The sequence below is a fragment of the Mesobacillus sp. MER 48 genome, assembly GCF_023714225.1.
GTDB lineage: Bacteria > Bacillota > Bacilli > Bacillales > Cytobacillaceae > Mesobacillus > Mesobacillus oceanisediminis_A.
The window spans coordinates 263,951-282,626 of sequence record NZ_JAMAUR010000004.1; the positions used below are offsets into that span (position 1 = coordinate 263,951).

Annotated in this window: 21 protein-coding genes and 1 riboswitch; of the genes, 12 read left to right on the plus strand and 9 right to left on the minus strand. The window is 44.0% G+C overall.

Annotated elements, in window-relative coordinates; all coding sequences use genetic code 11:
- Positions 1–102 precede the first annotated feature (102 nt).
- From M3593_RS16110 to pepT, 5 genes are all read right to left on the minus strand, one after another.
- A complete protein-coding gene (locus M3593_RS16110; protein WP_251543902.1) occupies positions 103–834 on the minus strand; it encodes a LytR/AlgR family response regulator transcription factor in 732 nt (243 codons plus the stop codon).
- Entirely contained in the window at positions 835–2,571 is a 1,737-nt protein-coding gene (locus M3593_RS16115; protein ID WP_251543899.1) for a sensor histidine kinase, read from the minus strand.
- A gap of 134 nt (positions 2,572–2,705) precedes the next feature.
- Entirely contained in the window at positions 2,706–3,392 is a 687-nt protein-coding gene (locus tag M3593_RS16120; RefSeq protein ID WP_251543898.1) for a YetF domain-containing protein, read from the minus strand.
- Between the two features lie 308 nt (positions 3,393–3,700).
- Entirely contained in the window at positions 3,701–4,564 is an 864-nt protein-coding gene (gene liaG, locus M3593_RS16125; protein WP_251543896.1) for a LiaG family protein, read from the minus strand.
- A 175-nt stretch (positions 4,565–4,739) separates the two neighbouring features.
- Positions 4,740–5,972 (minus strand): peptidase T, encoded by a 1,233-nt coding sequence (pepT, locus tag M3593_RS16130; protein ID WP_251543894.1) that lies wholly within the window; start codon positions 5,970–5,972, stop codon positions 4,740–4,742.
- Between the two features lie 133 nt (positions 5,973–6,105).
- Here pepT and M3593_RS16135 point away from each other — a divergent pair, with 133 nt between their 5' ends.
- The 9 genes from M3593_RS16135 to alaP all read left to right on the plus strand — a co-directional run bounded on the left by M3593_RS16135 (position 6,106) and on the right by alaP (position 12,638).
- Complete coding sequence (locus tag M3593_RS16135) at positions 6,106–6,243, plus strand: hypothetical protein (protein WP_186326651.1); 138 nt, start codon at positions 6,106–6,108, stop codon at positions 6,241–6,243.
- Entirely contained in the window at positions 6,236–6,391 is a 156-nt protein-coding gene (locus tag M3593_RS16140; protein WP_251543892.1) for a hypothetical protein, read from the plus strand. The genes M3593_RS16135 and M3593_RS16140 overlap by 8 nt, the downstream gene beginning before the upstream one ends.
- 57 nt (positions 6,392–6,448) lie before the next feature.
- Positions 6,449–6,558: riboswitch (TPP riboswitch) on the plus strand.
- A 74-nt stretch (positions 6,559–6,632) separates the two neighbouring features.
- Positions 6,633–7,394, plus strand: coding sequence for a 3-oxoacyl-ACP reductase (locus M3593_RS16145; protein WP_251543889.1), 762 nt, complete (start codon positions 6,633–6,635; stop codon positions 7,392–7,394).
- Between the two features lie 56 nt (positions 7,395–7,450).
- Positions 7,451–8,263: a hydroxyethylthiazole kinase gene (gene thiM / locus M3593_RS16150; RefSeq protein ID WP_251543887.1), complete on the plus strand. Its 813-nt coding sequence runs from the start codon at positions 7,451–7,453 to the stop codon at positions 8,261–8,263.
- Entirely contained in the window at positions 8,260–9,102 is an 843-nt protein-coding gene (gene thiD / locus M3593_RS16155) for a bifunctional hydroxymethylpyrimidine kinase/phosphomethylpyrimidine kinase (RefSeq protein ID WP_251543885.1), read from the plus strand. Before thiM ends, thiD begins: the two co-directional genes overlap by 4 nt.
- Positions 9,075–9,731 (plus strand): thiamine phosphate synthase, encoded by a 657-nt coding sequence (gene thiE, locus M3593_RS16160; protein ID WP_251543883.1) that lies wholly within the window; start codon positions 9,075–9,077, stop codon positions 9,729–9,731. The genes thiD and thiE overlap by 28 nt, the downstream gene beginning before the upstream one ends.
- On the plus strand, positions 9,728–10,231 hold the full coding sequence (thiW, locus tag M3593_RS16165) for an energy coupling factor transporter S component ThiW (protein WP_144475110.1): 504 nt from the start codon (positions 9,728–9,730) through the stop codon (positions 10,229–10,231). The genes thiE and thiW overlap by 4 nt, the downstream gene beginning before the upstream one ends.
- A gap of 103 nt (positions 10,232–10,334) precedes the next feature.
- Entirely contained in the window at positions 10,335–10,949 is a 615-nt protein-coding gene (locus tag M3593_RS16170; RefSeq protein ID WP_144475109.1) for an exonuclease domain-containing protein, read from the plus strand.
- A 297-nt stretch (positions 10,950–11,246) separates the two neighbouring features.
- On the plus strand, positions 11,247–12,638 hold the full coding sequence (gene alaP, locus M3593_RS16175) for an alanine permease AlaP (RefSeq protein ID WP_144475108.1): 1,392 nt from the start codon (positions 11,247–11,249) through the stop codon (positions 12,636–12,638).
- A 261-nt stretch (positions 12,639–12,899) separates the two neighbouring features.
- On the opposite strand, the gene trhA is transcribed toward alaP, so the two are convergent.
- Positions 12,900–13,547, minus strand: coding sequence for a PAQR family membrane homeostasis protein TrhA (gene trhA, locus M3593_RS16180; protein ID WP_251543881.1), 648 nt, complete (start codon positions 13,545–13,547; stop codon positions 12,900–12,902).
- Between the two features lie 133 nt (positions 13,548–13,680).
- Between trhA and M3593_RS16185 the strand changes: the two genes are divergently transcribed.
- Together M3593_RS16185 and M3593_RS16190 are read left to right on the plus strand one after the other, a co-directional pair.
- Complete coding sequence (locus M3593_RS16185; RefSeq protein WP_144475106.1) at positions 13,681–14,265, plus strand: DUF1836 domain-containing protein; 585 nt, start codon at positions 13,681–13,683, stop codon at positions 14,263–14,265.
- A gap of 6 nt (positions 14,266–14,271) precedes the next feature.
- Positions 14,272–14,502 (plus strand): excisionase family DNA-binding protein, encoded by a 231-nt coding sequence (locus M3593_RS16190; RefSeq protein WP_144475105.1) that lies wholly within the window; start codon positions 14,272–14,274, stop codon positions 14,500–14,502.
- Positions 14,503–14,534: 32 nt separating this feature from the next.
- On the opposite strand, the gene M3593_RS16195 is transcribed toward M3593_RS16190, so the two are convergent.
- Both M3593_RS16195 and M3593_RS16200 read right to left on the minus strand, forming a co-directional pair.
- Positions 14,535–16,196 carry a PAS domain S-box protein gene (locus M3593_RS16195; RefSeq protein WP_144475104.1) on the minus strand — a complete coding sequence of 554 codons (1,662 nt, stop codon included), beginning with the start codon at positions 16,194–16,196 and terminating at the stop codon, positions 14,535–14,537.
- Positions 16,197–16,440: 244 nt separating this feature from the next.
- Positions 16,441–16,812 carry a hypothetical protein gene (locus M3593_RS16200; RefSeq protein ID WP_251543879.1) on the minus strand — a complete coding sequence of 124 codons (372 nt, stop codon included), beginning with the start codon at positions 16,810–16,812 and terminating at the stop codon, positions 16,441–16,443.
- 133 nt (positions 16,813–16,945) lie between these two features.
- On the opposite strand from M3593_RS16200, the gene M3593_RS16205 reads away from it, so the two are divergent.
- A complete protein-coding gene (locus tag M3593_RS16205) occupies positions 16,946–17,440 on the plus strand; it encodes an NUDIX domain-containing protein (RefSeq protein WP_251543877.1) in 495 nt (164 codons plus the stop codon).
- A 44-nt stretch (positions 17,441–17,484) separates the two neighbouring features.
- On the opposite strand, the gene M3593_RS16210 is transcribed toward M3593_RS16205, so the two are convergent.
- The gene (locus M3593_RS16210) at positions 17,485–18,429 is read right to left on the minus strand and encodes a Gfo/Idh/MocA family protein (RefSeq protein WP_251543875.1); all 945 of its coding nucleotides are present in this window, start codon (positions 18,427–18,429) and stop codon (positions 17,485–17,487) included.
- Positions 18,430–18,676 lie beyond the last annotated feature (247 nt).

An 18,676-nucleotide genomic window follows, 5' to 3' on the forward strand; every position in this document is an offset into this window, starting at 1 on the left:
GGAATGTGGGCTTGAAGTGCAGAATTTGTCGATTTAGATGCATTAGGATTCTATTGAAATGCAAAAAAGCACCTGATCAGATGCTTTTAGGACAGTGTGTGATTATAGTTCAAGCTGGGTCCTTAATGCCTTTACATAATTGCGGCTCACTGACAGCATTTCATCCCGGCCCTTGATTTCAAGCTGATAAGCACCGTTGAACCATGGAGTGAGCCGGGTGACATATTCCAGGTTCACAAGATAGCTTTTATGGATCCGGAAAAAGGAATAAGGAAGGAGCCGGCTTTCAAGTTCTTTTAATGGAGTTTTTGTTTCATACTCTTTTGCTTCAGTTACGATTTTTGAAAATTTCTCTTCCCGGGAAATATAAAGGATATCTTTTGGCTCGAGATAAAAGATATCGCCATCTCCTTCAACGGCAAGCTTGCCAGATGGTTTTCCTGCCTCTTGCGCGGACGGCTGGAGGAAATGCTTTTCAATTCTGAGGATGGTTTCGCTCAGCTGATTTCCGTCATATGGCTTCAGCAAGTAATCAACCGCTTCATACCGAAATGCCTCAGCCGCAAATTGCGGATAGGCGGTGGCGAAAACGATCAATGGGGCTTTTTTTAAAGCCATCAGTGATTTGGCAGCTTCCATACCGTTCATCTTTGGCATTTCGACATCGAGGAAAACCACATCTGGATGGAGCTGCAGGGCTTTGAAGATTGTGGCCTCACCGGTCTCTGCTTCGCCGACGACCTGGATGGAAGAGAAAGCTTTCAATAAATGCTTCAGTTCATCCCGGCTGTACATTTCATCATCTGCTATCAATACCCGAATACTATTGTCCATCTATCGTTCCTCCGATTGTGGAATCATAAAAGAAATCCTTGTACCTTTTCCCGGTTCGCTGTCGATCTTCAGACACGATTCTTCGCCGAAGTTCATCGCAAGCCTCCTATTGACGTTGAAAAGGGCAATCCCGCTTCCCGTTTCAGATTCAATCATTTGCTTTCCAAGTTGATTAATCCGTTCCTTGCTCATTCCCTGTCCATTATCTTCAACTGAAACGATTGTGCCATTTTGCTCTTTTTGGATGGAAATATGGATATGGCAATCCTGGTCCATATTCTTGATGCCGTGCTTCACTGCGTTTTCGACGATCGGCTGCAGTGTCAGCGGCGGGATTTTTACAAGCAGGGCGTCATCCTCAATATCATAGGTAACCTTCAGTTTTTCCACAAAACGAGCCTCTTCAATCGATAGATAGGCTTTTACATGACGCAATTCCTGTTCAAGTGTGGTAGTCGTCACTGTCGTGGCATTCAGGTTTTGCCGCAGGAAATGGGAAAGCGAAACCAGAAGCGTCCTCGCTTTATTTGGGTCAATCCTGATCAGCGAGGTTATGACATTCATTGAGTTGAACAGGAAGTGGGGGCTGATTTGGGCTTGAAGGGCCTTTACCTCGGCTTCCTTGGCAAGCTGATAAGCTTTTTCGGCTTCGGCAGATTCGAGCTGGTTGCTGAGCAAGTTGCTCAGGCCGGAGATCAATTCAATGACGACATTGGTGATTTCTTTTTCCGATTTAAAATAGAACTTAAGAGTGCCAATTGTTTCATCACGGTGCTTTAACGGGGCAATCACCGCGGCGCCGAGCGGGCAGCTCTTGTCCCGGCAATGAATTGTCTCATCATTGGCGACGACCAGTTTGCCCGTTTTCAGCACATCCCTGGTAATCTGTGTCTGGATCGGGCTGGTTGAACGGTGATGGTCATCAGCCAAGCCGATATGGGCCAGAATTTCCTTCTTATTCGTCATCGCAACCGCGCTTGTCTGGACTTCATTATGTAAGATCTGACAGACTGCCCTAGCTGAATCCGGGTTGATGCCTTTGCGCAAGTATGCAAGTGTCTGATCGGCAATCCGCAGCGTTTTCTGGGCAAGCAGCGCTCCTGTCTTTTCTTCTTCGGAAACAACATTTTTTATGACCATCAAAAATAGTGCAGAGCCAAGGCCGTTCGCGAGAATCATGGGGATACCGATGATTTCAACGAGAGTTTGCGCCTGATGATAAGGCTTCGCGATTAAAAGGATGATAATCATTTGCACCGTCTCGGCAATTGCCCCGACAAGAAAGGCTGTTCTCAGGTTGATATTGTTTTTCTTTTTTTGAAAACGTCCGGAAATGACGCCGGCAACGATTGCAGCAAGTCCGCAGGCAAAAGCAGTAAAGCCGCCGAGCGTAAAACGATGCAGTCCTGCAATAAGCCCTGCGCCAATCCCAACCTTGTATCCTCCAAGCAGTCCGGCGATGACAATGCCGATGACACGCGAATTGGCAATCGCCTCATCTGAAGCAAGATCAGAAGCCCATGGGTTGAACTGCAGGTTATCAGTAGAAAAGCTCATCCCGGAATATGTACCAATGATCCCGAAAAACCCAAAGAAGATAATCGCAAAATATTGCTGTCGGCGGTTCAGCGAATCATGGTAAATCAACCCGCGGAAAAAGCGGAACCTCGTCAAAATGAAGGCAATTGTCACAATGATGCCCAGACGCTCGAGCATTGTGATGAGTAATTCAAACATATCCGCTCTCCTTGAAAAGTTTATATGATATCTGAACTCATTTTAATAGAAAGAGAAGTAAAGTAAAAGGGGATGAGCTTACGCAGAACATAGGAATAGTAAAATAAAAAACCTCCCATCACGTGATGGGATGGTTATTTAGAGCGTTGTTCTGCAACTACTGTTCCATCACTCTCGAGCTCAGCATAAAATACTTCCTCAAGCCGATTGAACCCTTTCTTTTTTAATTCATTTGCCAGCCAGTCTTCACTCAAGCTTAACTCCTTTAGATTCTTTTTAACGATACGGCCATCAACAACCAGTTCAGAAGGCAGGTATTTTCTTGGTGTAAGGGGGATGCCAGAATCTTTATTTATGACATTTTCATATTCCACTTTCTTTAAAACACTGATTTGTCCATTTGGTTCAAGGATTGCATAATCAACTTCTTTTATTGAAAATACATTTTTAATTCTTAGCAGCATAGTGAGGTCATCCATATTTAGCTTATTGGACTTCATTGCTTTTTCATTTATTTTTCCCTGTTTGATAATGATGGTCGGTTCCCCGTCCAGCAGAATTCTTGCCTTAGGGGATTTTAGGGCGATGTATTCGATAGTAAGCGTTAATAAAGCCCAGAGCGCTAAACCGGTAACACCATCAATTAGTTTAATGTCTCTATGTACAACCATATCACCAGCTATATTTCCCAGAGCAATTCCGGTGATATAAGTAAAAAAGGTCATTTGGCTGAGCTGCTTTTTGCCAAGTACACGAGTAAGAAAGAATAATACACCAAAGCCTAAAAGGGTTCTCAATATGGTAGTTAAAATGGTTTCCATGATACTCCTTGAAAAATAGGTAGTTTTGATTATATTGCCCCTTTTATTGCAAAAAATGTTCCATATGGGAGTTTTGTAAATAGTTAGGTGAAAACTTGATAAGTGAAGGGGGGAGGAACCAATATCAATCTGGATATTATCAGAGCAGGTAATTTTTATTGGCGAAAAAGCTATTTTATTGGCGGTGTTCACAATTTTATTGGCGAAAATATATTTTTATTGGCGATATCACCTGAATTATTGGCTAAAATGAAAATTTATTGGCGAACTGGTAATTTTGAACGTTTTTTTCCAGTTCGCCAAAATGGTTACTTTATTTTGAGATTCCCGCTTGAAACATCGGCGTTGATTTGGTATTTCCCGTTTCCGTATTTCCCGTAAATTCGGTTTTTGGACGCCTCTTTATTTTTTAGCGGAAAATCGCTTGATAGGTTGCCGCTGCTTATTTTTCCATTCAGAGTAAAATCTGCTTCATGAGGCAAATCCAATTCGATATAACCAGAACTGACGTTCAAGTCAACATCATCGATTAACTTGTTCATCTGGATTTCCAACTCTCCCGATGAGACATTCCCGTCAAGCTTGCCGGTGAAATTTTTAACCTGGACGCTTCCGGAACTGACATCAAATGAACTGTTACTGGCATCAATCGAATTCATGTTAACCTCACCTGATGAACTCTGATGCTCCAAATTTTCAACATCGAAATTTTCCAGATTCATGCTGCCTGAACCAATATTGATTGCCAGGTTTCTCAGTTTCACAGGCTGGTCGGCTGATTTACCTATGAAATCGATTTTTCCGGAGCCGAGCTCAATGTCCATATCCTTGTCAAAATGATCCGGGATATAGACGGTGAGTGATGTCCTGTCCATCTCAAACCAGTTGAACCAGAAGAATCCTCTTCGCTTAACACTTACCTGTATTTCATCCCCATGGCGCTTGACTTTTACCGAGCCTTTGCCTTCAAGTTCAGCGTGCACATCATCACGGTCCTCTGGAACAATCTTCGTCGCGACACTGGAAACATCGATCGAGATCTTTTCCGTACCTTTGCTCACTTTCACTGAGTCTTTTGCTCTGGCAAAGTTCAATCCATCCCCGTCAAACAAATAATTCCACCCGATATAAGCCCCGGTAATCACCAGGAAAATAACTAAAATCCGCTTCATTTATAAAATCTCCCTTCCAACTCTTTCTATATTCAGAATAAGGTAAATCATTCCTCTTCCCAATGCACCACGGATTTAAATCCAGATGGGACCTGAGACTGATTTCGGTGTAGGTAGTTCATAAAAAAAGCCAGATTCCTTTTGATTTGGGAATCTGGCTTCATGATGTTAGTGATTAAGCTTTTGCTTCAAAAAGCTTTACAATTTCTACGATGGTTTCAACAGATTTAAGCATGTTATCCACAGAGACATATTCGAATCTTCCGTGGAAATTCTCTCCGCCGGTAAAAATATTCGGTGTCGGCAATCCCATATAGCTAAGCTGAGAGCCGTCAGTGCCGCCGCGGATTGGTTTGACGATTGGCTTGATGCCGAGGTTTTCCATTGCTTCATAGGCGATGTCGACGATTTCTTTTACTGGCTCGATTTTATCCTTCATGTTGTAGTACTGGTCGTTCATTTCAAGTTCAACCCGGGTTTCGCCATATGTAAGCCTTAGTTCATTGGAGATTTTCTGCATCAATTCCTTGCGTGCCTGGAAGCTGTCACGGTCAAAATCACGGATGATGTAGCTCAGCGTCGTCTCCTCCACATCCCCATTAATCGAGCTCAGGTGGAAGAATCCTTCATATCCTTCTGTATGCTCAGGCGCTTCTTCTGCAGGAAGCTTGCTGTTAAATTCCATCGCGATTTTGGCGGAGTTCACCATTTTGCCCTTTGCCGTGCCGGGGTGGACGTTCTTTCCTTTAAAAGTCACCTTGGCGCTTGCTGCGTTAAAGCTTTCATACTCCAGCTCGCCAAGCGGACCGCCGTCAACGGTGTAAGCGAATTTTGCATCGAATGCTTTTACATCAAACTTATGAGGGCCTCTGCCAATTTCTTCATCCGGAGTGAAAGCAACACGGATTTTACCATGCCTGATTTCAGGGTGCTTGATCAAATAAGCCATCGCCGTCATGATTTCGGCAATCCCTGCTTTGTTGTCAGCGCCTAGAAGAGTCGTTCCATCGGTCGTAATTAATGTATGGCCTTTATATTGAGGCAGTTCAGGGAAATCCGCTGGCGACAGGATGATATTCTGCTCCTTATTCAGGATGATCTGATTGCCATCGAAGTCTTCGACAACCTGCGGATTGACATTTTTGCCTGTAAAATCAGTTGCCGTATCGACGTGGGCAAGGAACCCGATGGTTGGGACATCCTTATCGGTATTTGCAGGAAGTGTTGCCATCACATAACCGTTTTCATCAATCGTGACTTCCTCCATGCCAATCGATTTTAGTTCCTCGACAAGCATATTGGCAAGGGTGAGCTGGCCTTCGGTCGATGGAGTGGTCTCACTGTTTTCATTGGACTGTGTGTCGATTTTGACATAAGAGGTGAATCTTTCGATTATCTCGTTTTTCATTGCTTTCATCTCCCATTCATATGTATATTTTCATATTAGCACAGATGATCAAGAAGACCATTTTAAAAAGAATGAAAATTCCATTTTTTGTATCATGTTTATTGTATAATGAAAGTAAAGGAGGCTGGACAGTATGGGGTATTTTTTCACGTTCATAGTGCTGTTTGTCGTGTTTTATCTGATTTTCAAGATAATCCGCTCAGGTAATTTGCCAAGCAATCATTACACTCCATTTGACGATTTAACCGAAGGGAAAAAGAAAGATGATTGATCTTGGCCTCATCATTGTGTTGCTGCTGTCACTCTGGTCGATAACGATTACACTGCAAAAATTAACTGCAAGTATCATCCAAAAGCAGGACCATCAGCTTAGACTACTGGAAGAAATCAATGAAGAACTAAAAAATAGCAGAATATGAACTTCTTACTTTACATATATAGGAGATAAGGCTAGGATAAAGACAACTGAATATTCGATTTACTACTAGGGGTGCCCTTCTGCTGGCTGAGAGGAAGACGCTAAGTCTTTTAACCCTTCGGACCTGATCTGGGTAATACCAGCGTAGGAAAGTAGTGTGAGAGAAGTTTTCTTACTTTGCTTTTAAGCCAGGTCCATTATATATGGATCTGGCTTTTTATATTTTAAGGAGGTTGAAACAAATGGAGTTAAAAGATCAAGTAGTTTTAATAACTGGAGGAAGCCGTGGCCTTGGTGCAGAAACGGTCAAAGCTTTTGCAAGGGAAGGTGCAAAAGTTGTCATCAACTATTTTCAGAATGAAGAAAAGGCAAAGGCTCTGACAGAGACCATTGGCGAAAATGCCCTTGCTCTAAGGGCGGATGTGCGTGATCCTGCACAGGTCAAAAGCATGTTCAGGTTGGCAAAAGAACATTTTGGGGCACCGATTACGACCATCGTCAATAATGCTTTGGTCAATTTTAAGTTTGATCCTGTGGCGAATAAGGATGCTTTTGCAGTGAACTGGGAGGATTACCAACAGCAGCTTGAGGGAGCTGTCCGCGGTTCATTGAATACCATCCAGGCGGGATTGCCAAATATGAAAGAAAAGAAGTTTGGCAGAATCATTAATATTGGCACGAACCTCTTCCAGAATCCAGTTGTCGCCTACCATGACTACACAACAAGCAAGGCTGCGCTGCTGGGGTTCACAAGAAATATGGCGAATGATCTTGGAAAGTATGGCATTACCGTCAATATGGTTTCGGGAGGACTGCTAAAAATGACCGACGCAAGCTCAGCTACTTCTGAGGAAGTATTCCAGCTAATCGAATCTTCAACACCTCTTAGAAAAGTCACCGATCCCACAGAAGTTGCAGACTCAATTTTGTTCTTCGCCTCACCATGGGCGCGTGCAGTTACCGGACAAAATCTGGTCGTAGACGGCGGGCTGGTGATGGATTAAGGAGATGGAATTCAGGTCGCAGAGGCGGTCTGAGGATGGATGAAGGAGGAATTGGAATGGAAAAACGAGAGATTGCTGGTTTGCTGGAGAAGGTCCGCAGAGAGAATCCACTTGTACATAACATCACGAATGTTGTGGTCACGAATTTTACCGCCAATGGGCTGCTGGCTCTTGGTGCATCTCCAGTGATGGCCTATGCACAAGAGGAAGTTGCCGAAATGGCAAGCATAGCGGGCAGCCTTGTGCTGAATATTGGGACGTTGACGCCTCAAGTCGTCGAATCTATGTTGATTGCCGGCAAAGCGGCAAATGAGCATGGAGTTCCAGTCATCCTTGATCCGGTTGGTTCCGGGGCGACTGCTTATCGGACGGAAACTGCAAGAAGGCTGATGGAGGAACTGGAGATTTCGGTCATAAGAGGAAATGCCGCGGAAATTGCCAATGTAGCAGGGGAAGCCTGGAACATACGCGGTGTTGACGCAGGTGATTCAGATGGGGATGTGATCGAGCTGGCAGAATCCGCTGCTCAAAAATTGAATACGATTGTTGCGCTGACAGGTAAGGAAGACGTTATTACAGATGGGGAATCTACGTTAGTCGTCAGAAATGGACATCCAATCCTTACGAAGGTAACCGGTGCCGGATGCCTGCTGACCTCAGTAATCGGGGCATTCACAGCAGTGGAAAAGGATTTTTTGAAAGCAGCAACTGCTGCATTGAGCATTTACGGAGTGGCAGCCGAAGTTGCCGCTGACAAAAGTGCCTTGCAGGGACCAGGGAGTTTTCAAGTGGAGTTCCTGAACCAGCTCTACCGTTTGGATGCTGAGGAAATCTACAGTAAAAGTTCTTTTGAAAGAGGAGGTAAATGAATATGAAAAAAGCACTTACAATCGCAGGATCTGACAGCGGCGGGGGAGCCGGAATCCAGGCTGACCTGAAGACATTCCAGGAACTGAAGGTATTTGGCACATCTGCCCTGACTGCTGTTACCGCGCAAAATACGCTTGGTGTCCAGGGAGTTTTTCCGATGAGCGCAGAGGCGGTAGCAGAGCAGATCCAATCAGTCGGTGAGGACATTGGAGCGGATGCCCTGAAAACAGGAATGCTTTTTAACGCGGAAATCATACAAGCGGTCTCGGAAAAAATAAAGCAGTTCGGCTGGGAAAAGGTCGTTATCGATCCTGTCATGATTGCGAAGGGAGGAGCCTCATTGCTCCAGCAGGAGGCTGTATCGGCCCTGAAAAAACATTTGCTTCCGCTCTGTCTCATCATCACCCCGAATATCCCCGAAGCCGAAGTGCTGACAGGCATGTCGATTCGCGGTACGGATGAAAAAAAGGAAGCGGCTAAACGAATTCATGCCTTTGGAGCGAAAAATGTAGTGATAAAAGGCGGGCATGATGAGGAAACAAACGAATCTGTTGATGTCCTCTTTGACGGAAAGGAATTTGCTTACTTCTCCACTCCAAGGATTGAGACGAATAACACCCATGGCACAGGCTGTACTTTTTCTGCAGCTATCACAGCACAGCTTGCAAAAGGTTCTTCGGTCCATCAAGCGGTTTCGGTTGCTAAGGAGTTCATCCAGGCAGCCATTGCCAACCCGCTGATGATCGGAAATGGACATGGGCCGACTAATCACTGGGCCTACAATATGAAAAGAGAAAGCGGGGTCTCCTCATGTCAAGAATCTGTCCTGAAAAGATGAGAAGCTTGCTGAAGATATATTTTATCGCCGGCAGCACGAATTGCTTACAGGATCCCGTTACTGTGCTTGAAGCAGCGATTCGCGGAGGGATCACGATTTTTCAATACCGTGAAAAAGGAGAAGGAAGTCTTTGTGATTTGGAAAAGCAGAAGCTTGGCAAAAGGCTGCGAAAGATTTGCAAGGAGAACGACATCCCGTTCATTGTGAATGATGATATTGAATTGGCGTTGGAGCTTGATGCAGATGGTGTCCATATCGGCCAGGAAGATGAGGATGCCGCACAGGTCCGCAGAAAAATTGGCGATAGGATTCTTGGAGTTTCTGTACACAACCTGGAAGAAGCTGAAAAAGCAAAGCAAGCTGGGGCTGATTATTTCGGTGTCGGTCCGGTTTTTCCAACGGCGACAAAGACGGATACAAGAGCTGTCCAGGGAACAGCCATGATTGAAGAATTAAAAGATTTTGGCGTACCGATTGTTGGAATCGGCGGGATCAATGCGGATAATGCAAAGCTTGTCATGACTGCCGGGGCTGACGGTGTATCTGTGATCACAGCGATCAGCCAGGCAGAAGACGTCAAGGAAGCTGCAGCAAGGTTAAGAGATAAGATTCAAGGAGGTAAAATATGAGATACACACAAAAACTTACCCTCACCGCTATGATGATGGCGATTGGTACATTGACGAGCCAAATGCTGTTTATCCCGCTTGGAATCGTGAAAGCATTTCCGGTGCAGCATTTCATCAATGTTTTGTCAGCTGTGCTGCTGGGACCCTATTACGCCGTTGCTCAGGCATTTGGCATTTCTTTGCTCAGGAATTTAATGGGCACCGGATCGGTCTTTGCGTTTCCTGGCAGCATGATCGGAGCACTTCTGGCTGCATATCTGTATAAAAAGACGAAGAGAATGGAATTTGCTTTTGCAGGTGAAGTTGTAGGCACAGGAATCATTGGTGCGGTTGCCAGTTATCCAATTGCCACATTGTTCCTTGGAAAAGAAGCCGCGTTGTTTGGTATGGTTCCGGCATTTTTCGCGAGTTCACTTGCAGGTGCAGCTATCGGTTTCGCGATTCTGAAAATTTTCATGAAGAATGCTGCGGGAAGTCTGGAGATGAGCAATAAAACCTAGTCTGGAAATGATTTCAACCTGCTGCCTTTAGCTGGAAATGGAGGAAGTTCTGCTATATGATGTTAAATAGAATCATATACTCCAGCTGAAAAGGGTGACATTTTTGAACAAAGAGAACAAGCTTGGATTGGTAGTGGACGTAGAGACAACCGGACTGGGCCCGGATTCGGATGAAATCATAGAATTGGCTTTGAAGCTTTTTTCCTTTGATGAGGAATCAGGAGAAATAATCGATATTCTTGATGAAGATTCTTATTTAAGGGAACCCCTGTCGACAACCGCACAAAGAAATTATGACAGGGCCTATCGGATTCATGGAATTCATTATGATATGGTACGCGGCAAAACATTTTACGATGAAAAAATCATGGAATACTTCAATCGCACTGATGCAATTTTTGCCCATAATGCTTCCTTTGACAGAAGCTTCCTTTTCAGGATGTATCCTGAAGTCAATGAGATGCAGTGGTATTGCACGATGAAGAATGTGCAATGGAAAAACCACGGATTTCCGAACAGCAAACTGCTGACGCTGCTGCAGGCGCATAACATCTCGAAATTCCAGACCCACAGGGCGATGGATGATATTACATATTTGACTGAACTTTTGAAGCAGCAAAATCCAAACGGCGACTATTATTTAAAAGAAGTGCTGGATTACGGCCCGATGCGGAAGTACCAGCCTGCAGCCAAACAAAGACGCCGGATGTTTTATTAGGTTGTTTTTGAAAATAAGATAATGATCATCTGCCTTTTTGACCATGTGCTGGTTGAAAAGGCATTTTTCATTTTAAGAAAATTTACATATTTTTATAGAGGCCTTTTCATGGTAAAATGGCACAAGGAAATTTTTTAAGAATAGTAATTTTCAAATAAAAGAGGTTTGAGTTTCTTTTTATTTGTTAATAACAAGTAGGTTAAGATGCCGATTTCAACTACCGAAGGGGTTGGCGGCAACGGAGGAAATTATTATACAAAATATTACAATCGAGATTTAGAAACGAGGGAAGACACCATGAAAAAAACACAAGAGAATGAACTGCAGCGGGGGTTGGAGCAGAGGCACATAACACTGATGTCTTTAGGGGCAGCAATCGGGGTCGGACTGTTCCTGGGATCTGCATCTGCAATAAAGCTGGCAGGTCCGGGAATCCTGCTGGGTTATGCTTTCAGCGGAATGATCATGTTCTTCATTATGAGAGCTCTGGGGGAAATGGCAATCCAAAAGCCGGTTGCGGGATCATTCAGTAAATATGCCAGGGATTACCTTGGTCCGCTGGCAGGGTATATTACTGGCTGGAACTATTGGTTTTTATGGATTGTAACTGGCATGGCGGAAATCACTGCCGTCGGGATTTACATGGAATTCTGGTTTCCGGAAACTCCACGCTGGATATGGGCGCTAGCTGCCCTGGTGATTATGGCATCAGTCAATTTCCTGGCTGTAAAAGCGTATGGGGAACTTGAATTCTGGTTTGCGTTAATTAAAATTGTCACGATTTTAGCGATGATTGTCTCAGGGGCCGGCATGATCATATGGGGAATCGGCAATGGAGGCATTCCAACAGGGATCCAAAATCTATGGGAGAATGGCGGCTTATTTCCTAACGGGATTAAAGGCGTCCTGTTATCGCTGCAAATGGTCATGTTTGCCTACCTTGGAATCGAGATGATCGGTATTACTGCTGGTGAAGTCAAGAATCCTGAGAAATCACTTTCCAGAGCGATTGATTCAGTATTCTGGCGCATCCTGATTTTCTATGTCGGGGCATTGTTTGTTATTATGTCTATCTTCCCATGGAATGAGATTGGGGAAAAGGGAAGTCCGTTTGTTATCACTTTCGAACAATTAGGAATTCCTGCTGCAGCGGGCATCATCAATTTCGTAGTATTGACTGCTGCACTATCATCCTGCAATAGCGGAATCTTCAGCACAGGACGAATGCTGTTCAATCTTGCCAACCATGGAGAAGCGCCACAGAAATTCAGCAAATTGACCAAGAACGGGGTTCCGGGATTTGCCATTCTCGCCTCGGCTGGCGCATTGCTGATTGGGGTCGCCTTGAATTACATTGTCCCGGCAAAAGTATTTGCCTGGGTTACAAGTATTGCGACGTTTGGGGCAATCTGGACCTGGGCGATCATTCTCCTGTCACAGATTCGTTACCGCAAAAGCCTGCGCAAAAATGAAGTGGACAAGCTAAAATATAAGCTGCCATTGTTTCCGTTCACTTCCTATTTATCATTGGCGTTCCTGGCTTTTGTAGTCGTACTGATGGCCTTCAGCCCTGACACAAGAATCGCCCTTTTCATAGGGCCGCTGTGGCTGGCGCTTCTAACAGGCTTTTACTTTGCTAAAGGTTTTCATAAAAAAGATCATCAAACGAACATTTCAAATGCAGGTTAAATTAAATGCGCCTGTTCTTCCTTGTTGAAGAGCAGGCGCATTTTTAATTGTAGGCTCTGTTAAAGTCCAATGTTGTTTTTGCTCCTGTTGATTGTAGTGGAAGGCGCGTAGACTCCTCCGAAAATGCTAACGCATTTCCATCGTGCGTGGGCAGGTTCGAAGAAGCTTCTCAATGTCCTGCGGGCGCAGCTGGTCAGGTGAGACCCCGCAGGAGCAAAGCGCCTGGAACGAAAATCAACGATCTTATAGAAAAGAGCCTAATTATAAGACGTAAAAATAAACACTGAAAAAATGGGCAAGGCTTCCGAGCAGGATGAAAATATGAAATATTTCATGGAAACCGAGATACTTTGAGCGGAGGAAATCAGGTTTTAACGCGTAAATGACGCCTCCGATTGTGTAAAGGATACCACCGGAAACAAGCCAGAAGATCCCTCCAGGATTCAATATGGAGGATAGGGGAGAAACCACGAAAATCACCATCCAGCCCATAATGATATAGATGGAAGTCGACAGCCATCTTGGACTCCTGAACCAAATCATTTTAAACAGAATTCCGCACACAGCTGCAAAAGTGATGATTCCAAAAAGCGTCCAGCCTGTTGCGCCATTGAGACTGATCAGGCAAAAAGGAGCATAAGTTCCAGCGATCAGTACAAATATCATCGAATGGTCAATTTTTCGAAGGAAGGCGATGATACTGTCCCTGCTGATGACCATATGGTAAGTGGCCGATGCCGTGTAAAGCAAGATCATGCTGAGTCCAAAAATGGTCACGGATGTGATCACAATTGGTGAACCGGTTGTGATTGAAGCCTTGATGACGAGCGCGAGTAGCCCTGCAAAGGATAATAAAGCACCAGCCAGATGAGTAAGGCCATTAATGGGTTCGCGGATGTAGCTATTCATGATATAACCTCCATGTCTTTGTATGTGGTTTTAATAACTACTTATAATAATATTACTATTACATCAGGTAGTCAATGTTTACGGCTTGCTTTTTTTACCTTATAATGAAAATAAAAAACATGAGGGATTCATATTGAAAAATTTAGCGAGCTTGCTTGCCGAGCTTAACCTTGAAAATAATATTGCACTTGAGGACATTCCTGAAATCGACTTATATATGGATCAGGTAATCCAGTTGTTTGAAAAAAATTTCGGCAGCTCGACAAGGAATGAAGATGAAAAAGTCCTGACGAAAACCATGATCAACAATTATGCAAAGGGAAAGTTATTCTTTCCTGTCAAAAATAAAAAGTATTCAAAGGAGCAGCTGATCCTGATCAGCTTGATTTACCAGCTGAAAGGCGGCTTGTCGATCCAGGATATCAAGCAGACTCTGGAAGGCATCAACGAGAGGACAGAGTCTGGTCAATTTCAATTGAATAAGTTTTATCAGAGCTATTTAAAACTCCACGAGAAGAATATTGAGATTTTTAATGAGGACGTCCTTAAAACGGAACAGGATGTCAAACTGGAAGTGAAGACGCTTGAGGCAGATGAGCCTGAAGAACTGGAAACAGTGTTATTGATTGCATCGTTGATCAATATCAGCAATTTTTACAGAAAGACAGCCGAGAAGCTTGTCGACCAGCTTGCGGCCAAAAAAGAAAAAAAGGACTGAACTATTTTGTATATGACAATAAAAGAAGCAGCAGAATATCTGTCAATCCCAGCGGCACAGGTCGAGAACCTAGTCCTTCAGCGGAAAATCAGGGCCATTCATGATGGTGAGCAATATTTGATTTATAAAGACCAATTCAATACGCATCTGAAACAGGTTGAGAAGTACAAAAAGCTGGTAGAAGAAATCATGAATGAACCAGTGCCTGAGGACATCGACATTAAAGATGAAGATTGAAAAAACGCGAGAGGACAAGTCCTTTCGCGTTTTTACTTGGTTGATTTCTCAAGGTTTTTCATTTTTTCTTCATGTTTGATTGGCAATTGGACAATGACCTCTGTCCCTATTTCAGGCTCGCTGTAGAACTTGATGGTGCCGTTATGGGATTGGACTATTTTGAAGCTGACGGTCATTCCAAGTCCGGTTCCTTTTTCCTTGGAAGAATAAAAAGGTTCCCCGATTCTTTCCAGTAATTCTTTTGAGATCCCGATGCCCTCGTCCTTGACTCTGATTGAGGCATTATTATCAAAACTCTCCAGAGTGATGAAGACGGAATCCCCACCAGAAGAAGCCTCAATCGCATTTTTGACAATGTTGATGAACAGCTGCTTGAGCTGGTTCGGTTCACATTCAATCATGACCGGATGATCTTTGACCTCGAACTCAATTTGAATATTATGGAGGCTCGCTTCTGTCTTTAACAGGGAAATCACATCATGCAGGATCATCTGCAAATCTGCTTCCGTGTATTTGATCTGCTGCGGCTTGGCCAACAAGAGCAGCTCGCTGACAATATGATTGATCCGGTTCAGTTCATCGATCATGATCTGATAGTAAAGCTGGTGCTTCTCATCCTCCATTTGAAGCAATTGGACGAGTCCTTTTAAGGATGTGAGCGGGTTCCGGATTTCATGCGCGACGCTTGCGGATAATTCGCCGACGACAGACAGCTTATCCGTTCGGCGCAAGCGCTCCTCTGTCTCGCGGAGCTCTGTCACATCACGGGAATTACAGATGATGCCCGCAATTTTTTCGTTCACGATAATCGGTAAAGTGGTGCTTTGGAAAATGAGCGGTTTCCCGTTCTTATGCATTAACTGCAGCTCGAACATTTGCGGGCTGCAGTTTTCCACGACACTCGCTACCTTTTCCAAAACTTTCGGCCTATAGGATTCGGGAATCAAGTCAGCAAGATTTTTTCCGATATATTCATCACGCCTAAATCCAGTTATTTTTTCGAATTGTGGATTCAGGTTGGTGATTGTCCCATTCAAGTCAAGCATTGAAACAATATCCAGACTGTATTCAAACAGGGACCGGTATTGTTGGCGGCTTTCTTCAAGAAGGTTTTCGACATTTTTTCTTTCCGATATATCCCGGCCAATGATCACAAGACCCTGGCGGCTGCCATCATCATTGAAAAGGGGGACTTTGATTGTATCAAATGTCTTGACAGATCCATCAGGCTGGGGCAAAACTTCCTCGACACGAATGATCCCGCCTGCTTTCCAGGCTTCTTCATCGGAAATCTCGCAATAATTCAGCGCATCGCTGAAATAGTTGCTATACTCTGCCAGTTCGGTATCTTTTTTTCCTCTATAGTCAACGTTCTCAATGTCGAATAGTTTCAAACCAAAGTCATTGGCCTGTATCCACCGGCCTTCTCCATCCTTGAAGTTGACGAAATCCACCATCGAATTGATCAGTGTGGAGAGTCGCTTTTCTTCTTCTTTTGCAGCACTCAGTTCTTCCATTTTAGAGATGAAATAATAGAAGAACCCTCCTGCCAGCAAAACATAAAGGACTTCCTTCGAGTGTTCGATCACCGCAACAAAGTTTGAAGGTGCGTATAAACTCAGCACATAGTTTGTCCCAAAAATCCAGACAATGCTCAGAATGAAAAAGATAAGGACATATTGCTTTTTTTTCATATCTAACTCCTAAAGTAAGCGGAAAAGCTTACGTGATTTCAAAATGGGTTACTCATCTATAGTAGCACAATTTTGTCTATTTTAATGAGTATTATTTCCATATCAGTATTTCTATTAAATGGAAAAGGGTTGCAAAGGACTGATATGGATTCAGTTTCTTTGCACCCTTTATTATTGAGGCGCTATTGAACAAGCTGTTGTTTGACGTTCCAGGCGCTTCTCTTTCCGCGGGAAAAATATGTTATTAAAACTCACCATCCGTAGCCTGGAATGGGATATTTAGTCGGTTCTCAACCGCACGGAGCCTTTGGTTCAACCGGTTTAGACGGCGGGTATGGCGCTCGTCATTTTGATTCAAGCGGGCAATTTCATTGTTAATACGGCTGATTTCCTTATTGATTCTGGCAATCTCCCTGTTTTGGCGGGCAATTTCTTTATTTTGTCTGTCAAGCTCTGTCTTCTGAACCTGGAACTGCCGTTCAAGCTGGTTCACTCGGCGTTCAAGGGCAGGCTGTCGGTCAAAGTCGTGAAAATTCTGTTGCTGTGCGTGATAACCAAAATCATAGTGTGTATATGGGTCGTAATACTTTGAGTTGTAATACTGATAAGGGTTCATACGGGCACACTCCTTATTTTTATTCATAATAAATTCTCTATAAAGTATGTAGGTGAATGCCGTGGGTGCAAGGTTTTATCAGAAGAAGGAAAAATTGGAGCGGTGGCGAATGGATATTCAGGTGGTGATATAAATGGGAATGTCAGAGTATTATCAAGAGATTAGATGGAAAGTGGGAAGCGAACTTATCTTCATGCCAAGCGTGGCGGGAATCATCAGGAACGGAGCAGGCGAGATTCTGTTCCAGAATAAAGGCAATGGAGAGAAATGGAGCCTTCCGGCAGGAGCAATTGAACCAGGCGAAGCACCTGCGGAGGCCGTAGTCCGAGAAGTGTGGGAAGAAACAGGTCTCCATGTTGTCCCTGAAATAATATTGGGTGTCTTTGGCGGCAAAGACTTTCGCTACCAATACCCTAACGGCCACAAAGTCGAGTATGTGGTGTTTGTGTTTGAATGCAAGGTAAGAGGCGGTGAACACAATCCCATCGACAGTGAGACGGCCGAACTTCGTTACTTCAGCGCGGAAAATAGGCCGGAATTGGCCCTGCCTTATCCAGAGAGTATTTTTACTGAAACGGGTAGTGAGAAGACGGAGTTTCAGTGGAATGAAGGATGGAGGAAGGTATAGAGAAGGAGAATCTGAAAAAAAAAGAGAGCGCGGCAATCGCGCTCTCAGCCTTTCCGCAGTTGCTCCAATACGACCTGTGCATCATACCCTGCAGCAAAATCAATGATCGTCGCATCATCACCTTTTACAGCTTTTACAAGCTGATCAATCAATGAATCTGTCAGGGAATCATCAGCTTGCAAAGCCAGAATCTCTTCGCCAAGCTTGCCGCCCTCCAGCTGCCCCCAGTTCAGCAATGAGAGAGTTCCTTCATTTCCGAAAGCAGTAAAGGCAATTTCCTCCTTGCCGGCGATTTGACTCATGCCATCAATAAGCACTGGAGTTCCGTCAGCTAATTCCAGGATAGCTAAAATACCAATCTCACTAGCCTTTGGGTCTTCAGGAAATTGTAATTGGACATTCTTTACTGTGACAGCGCCAAAAATCTTCTGCACTTGCTGGATGAAATGGACGCCCACCTCAAGTACATAGCCGCCCTGCTCCTTACTTGCAACCCAGGCATTCTGCTGCCACGGGCGCGGCCATTCAGGAAAGTGCATCTTCAGTTGAACTCTTCTCAGTTTTCCCACGTAGTTTTCCTTGATTAGCTTTTCAAAATTCCTGCTGCCGGCACTGTAATTCAGCGGAAAATTCATTGCATGGACGATACCCGCACCCTGTGCCTGTTTTAATAGACTCTCAGCTTCCTCTGCCGAATTGGCCAGCGGTTTCTCACACAAAATATGTATCCCTTTTTGAATTACATCTGACGCAACGGCATGGTGAAATTTCGGAGGCACCGCAACATACACCAGGTCCAAATCAGTCTTTACAAGCATTTCTTTATGGTTCGTGAATGCCGGTACATCGCCCAACTCCGCCGCAACCTCATTTGCCCTTTCTTCCAACGTGTCGCACACCGCCGCAATTTCAGTTTCAGCGTGCTCCTGAACCCCTTTTATCAAACGCTGGCCAATTGCACCAAGGCCAATGATTCCAACTTTTATCATAGGGAGACCGCCAAGAATAATAGTTCTTTTTCTTCATTATACAAATTATTTTAAAAATTAAATAGTTTCGTAAGTCTAAAATTTATAATGTCGAATTATAGGACTATTATATGAGGATTTTAGTAGTTATATGGAAAGTTTGCGCGAAAAAAGTTGAATGATTTGATAATTTAAAATATTGTAAATTGAAAGTTTACTTGCTAAAATAGTATTGCACTAAATATTCTGAAATCCATTTAAGGAGAGG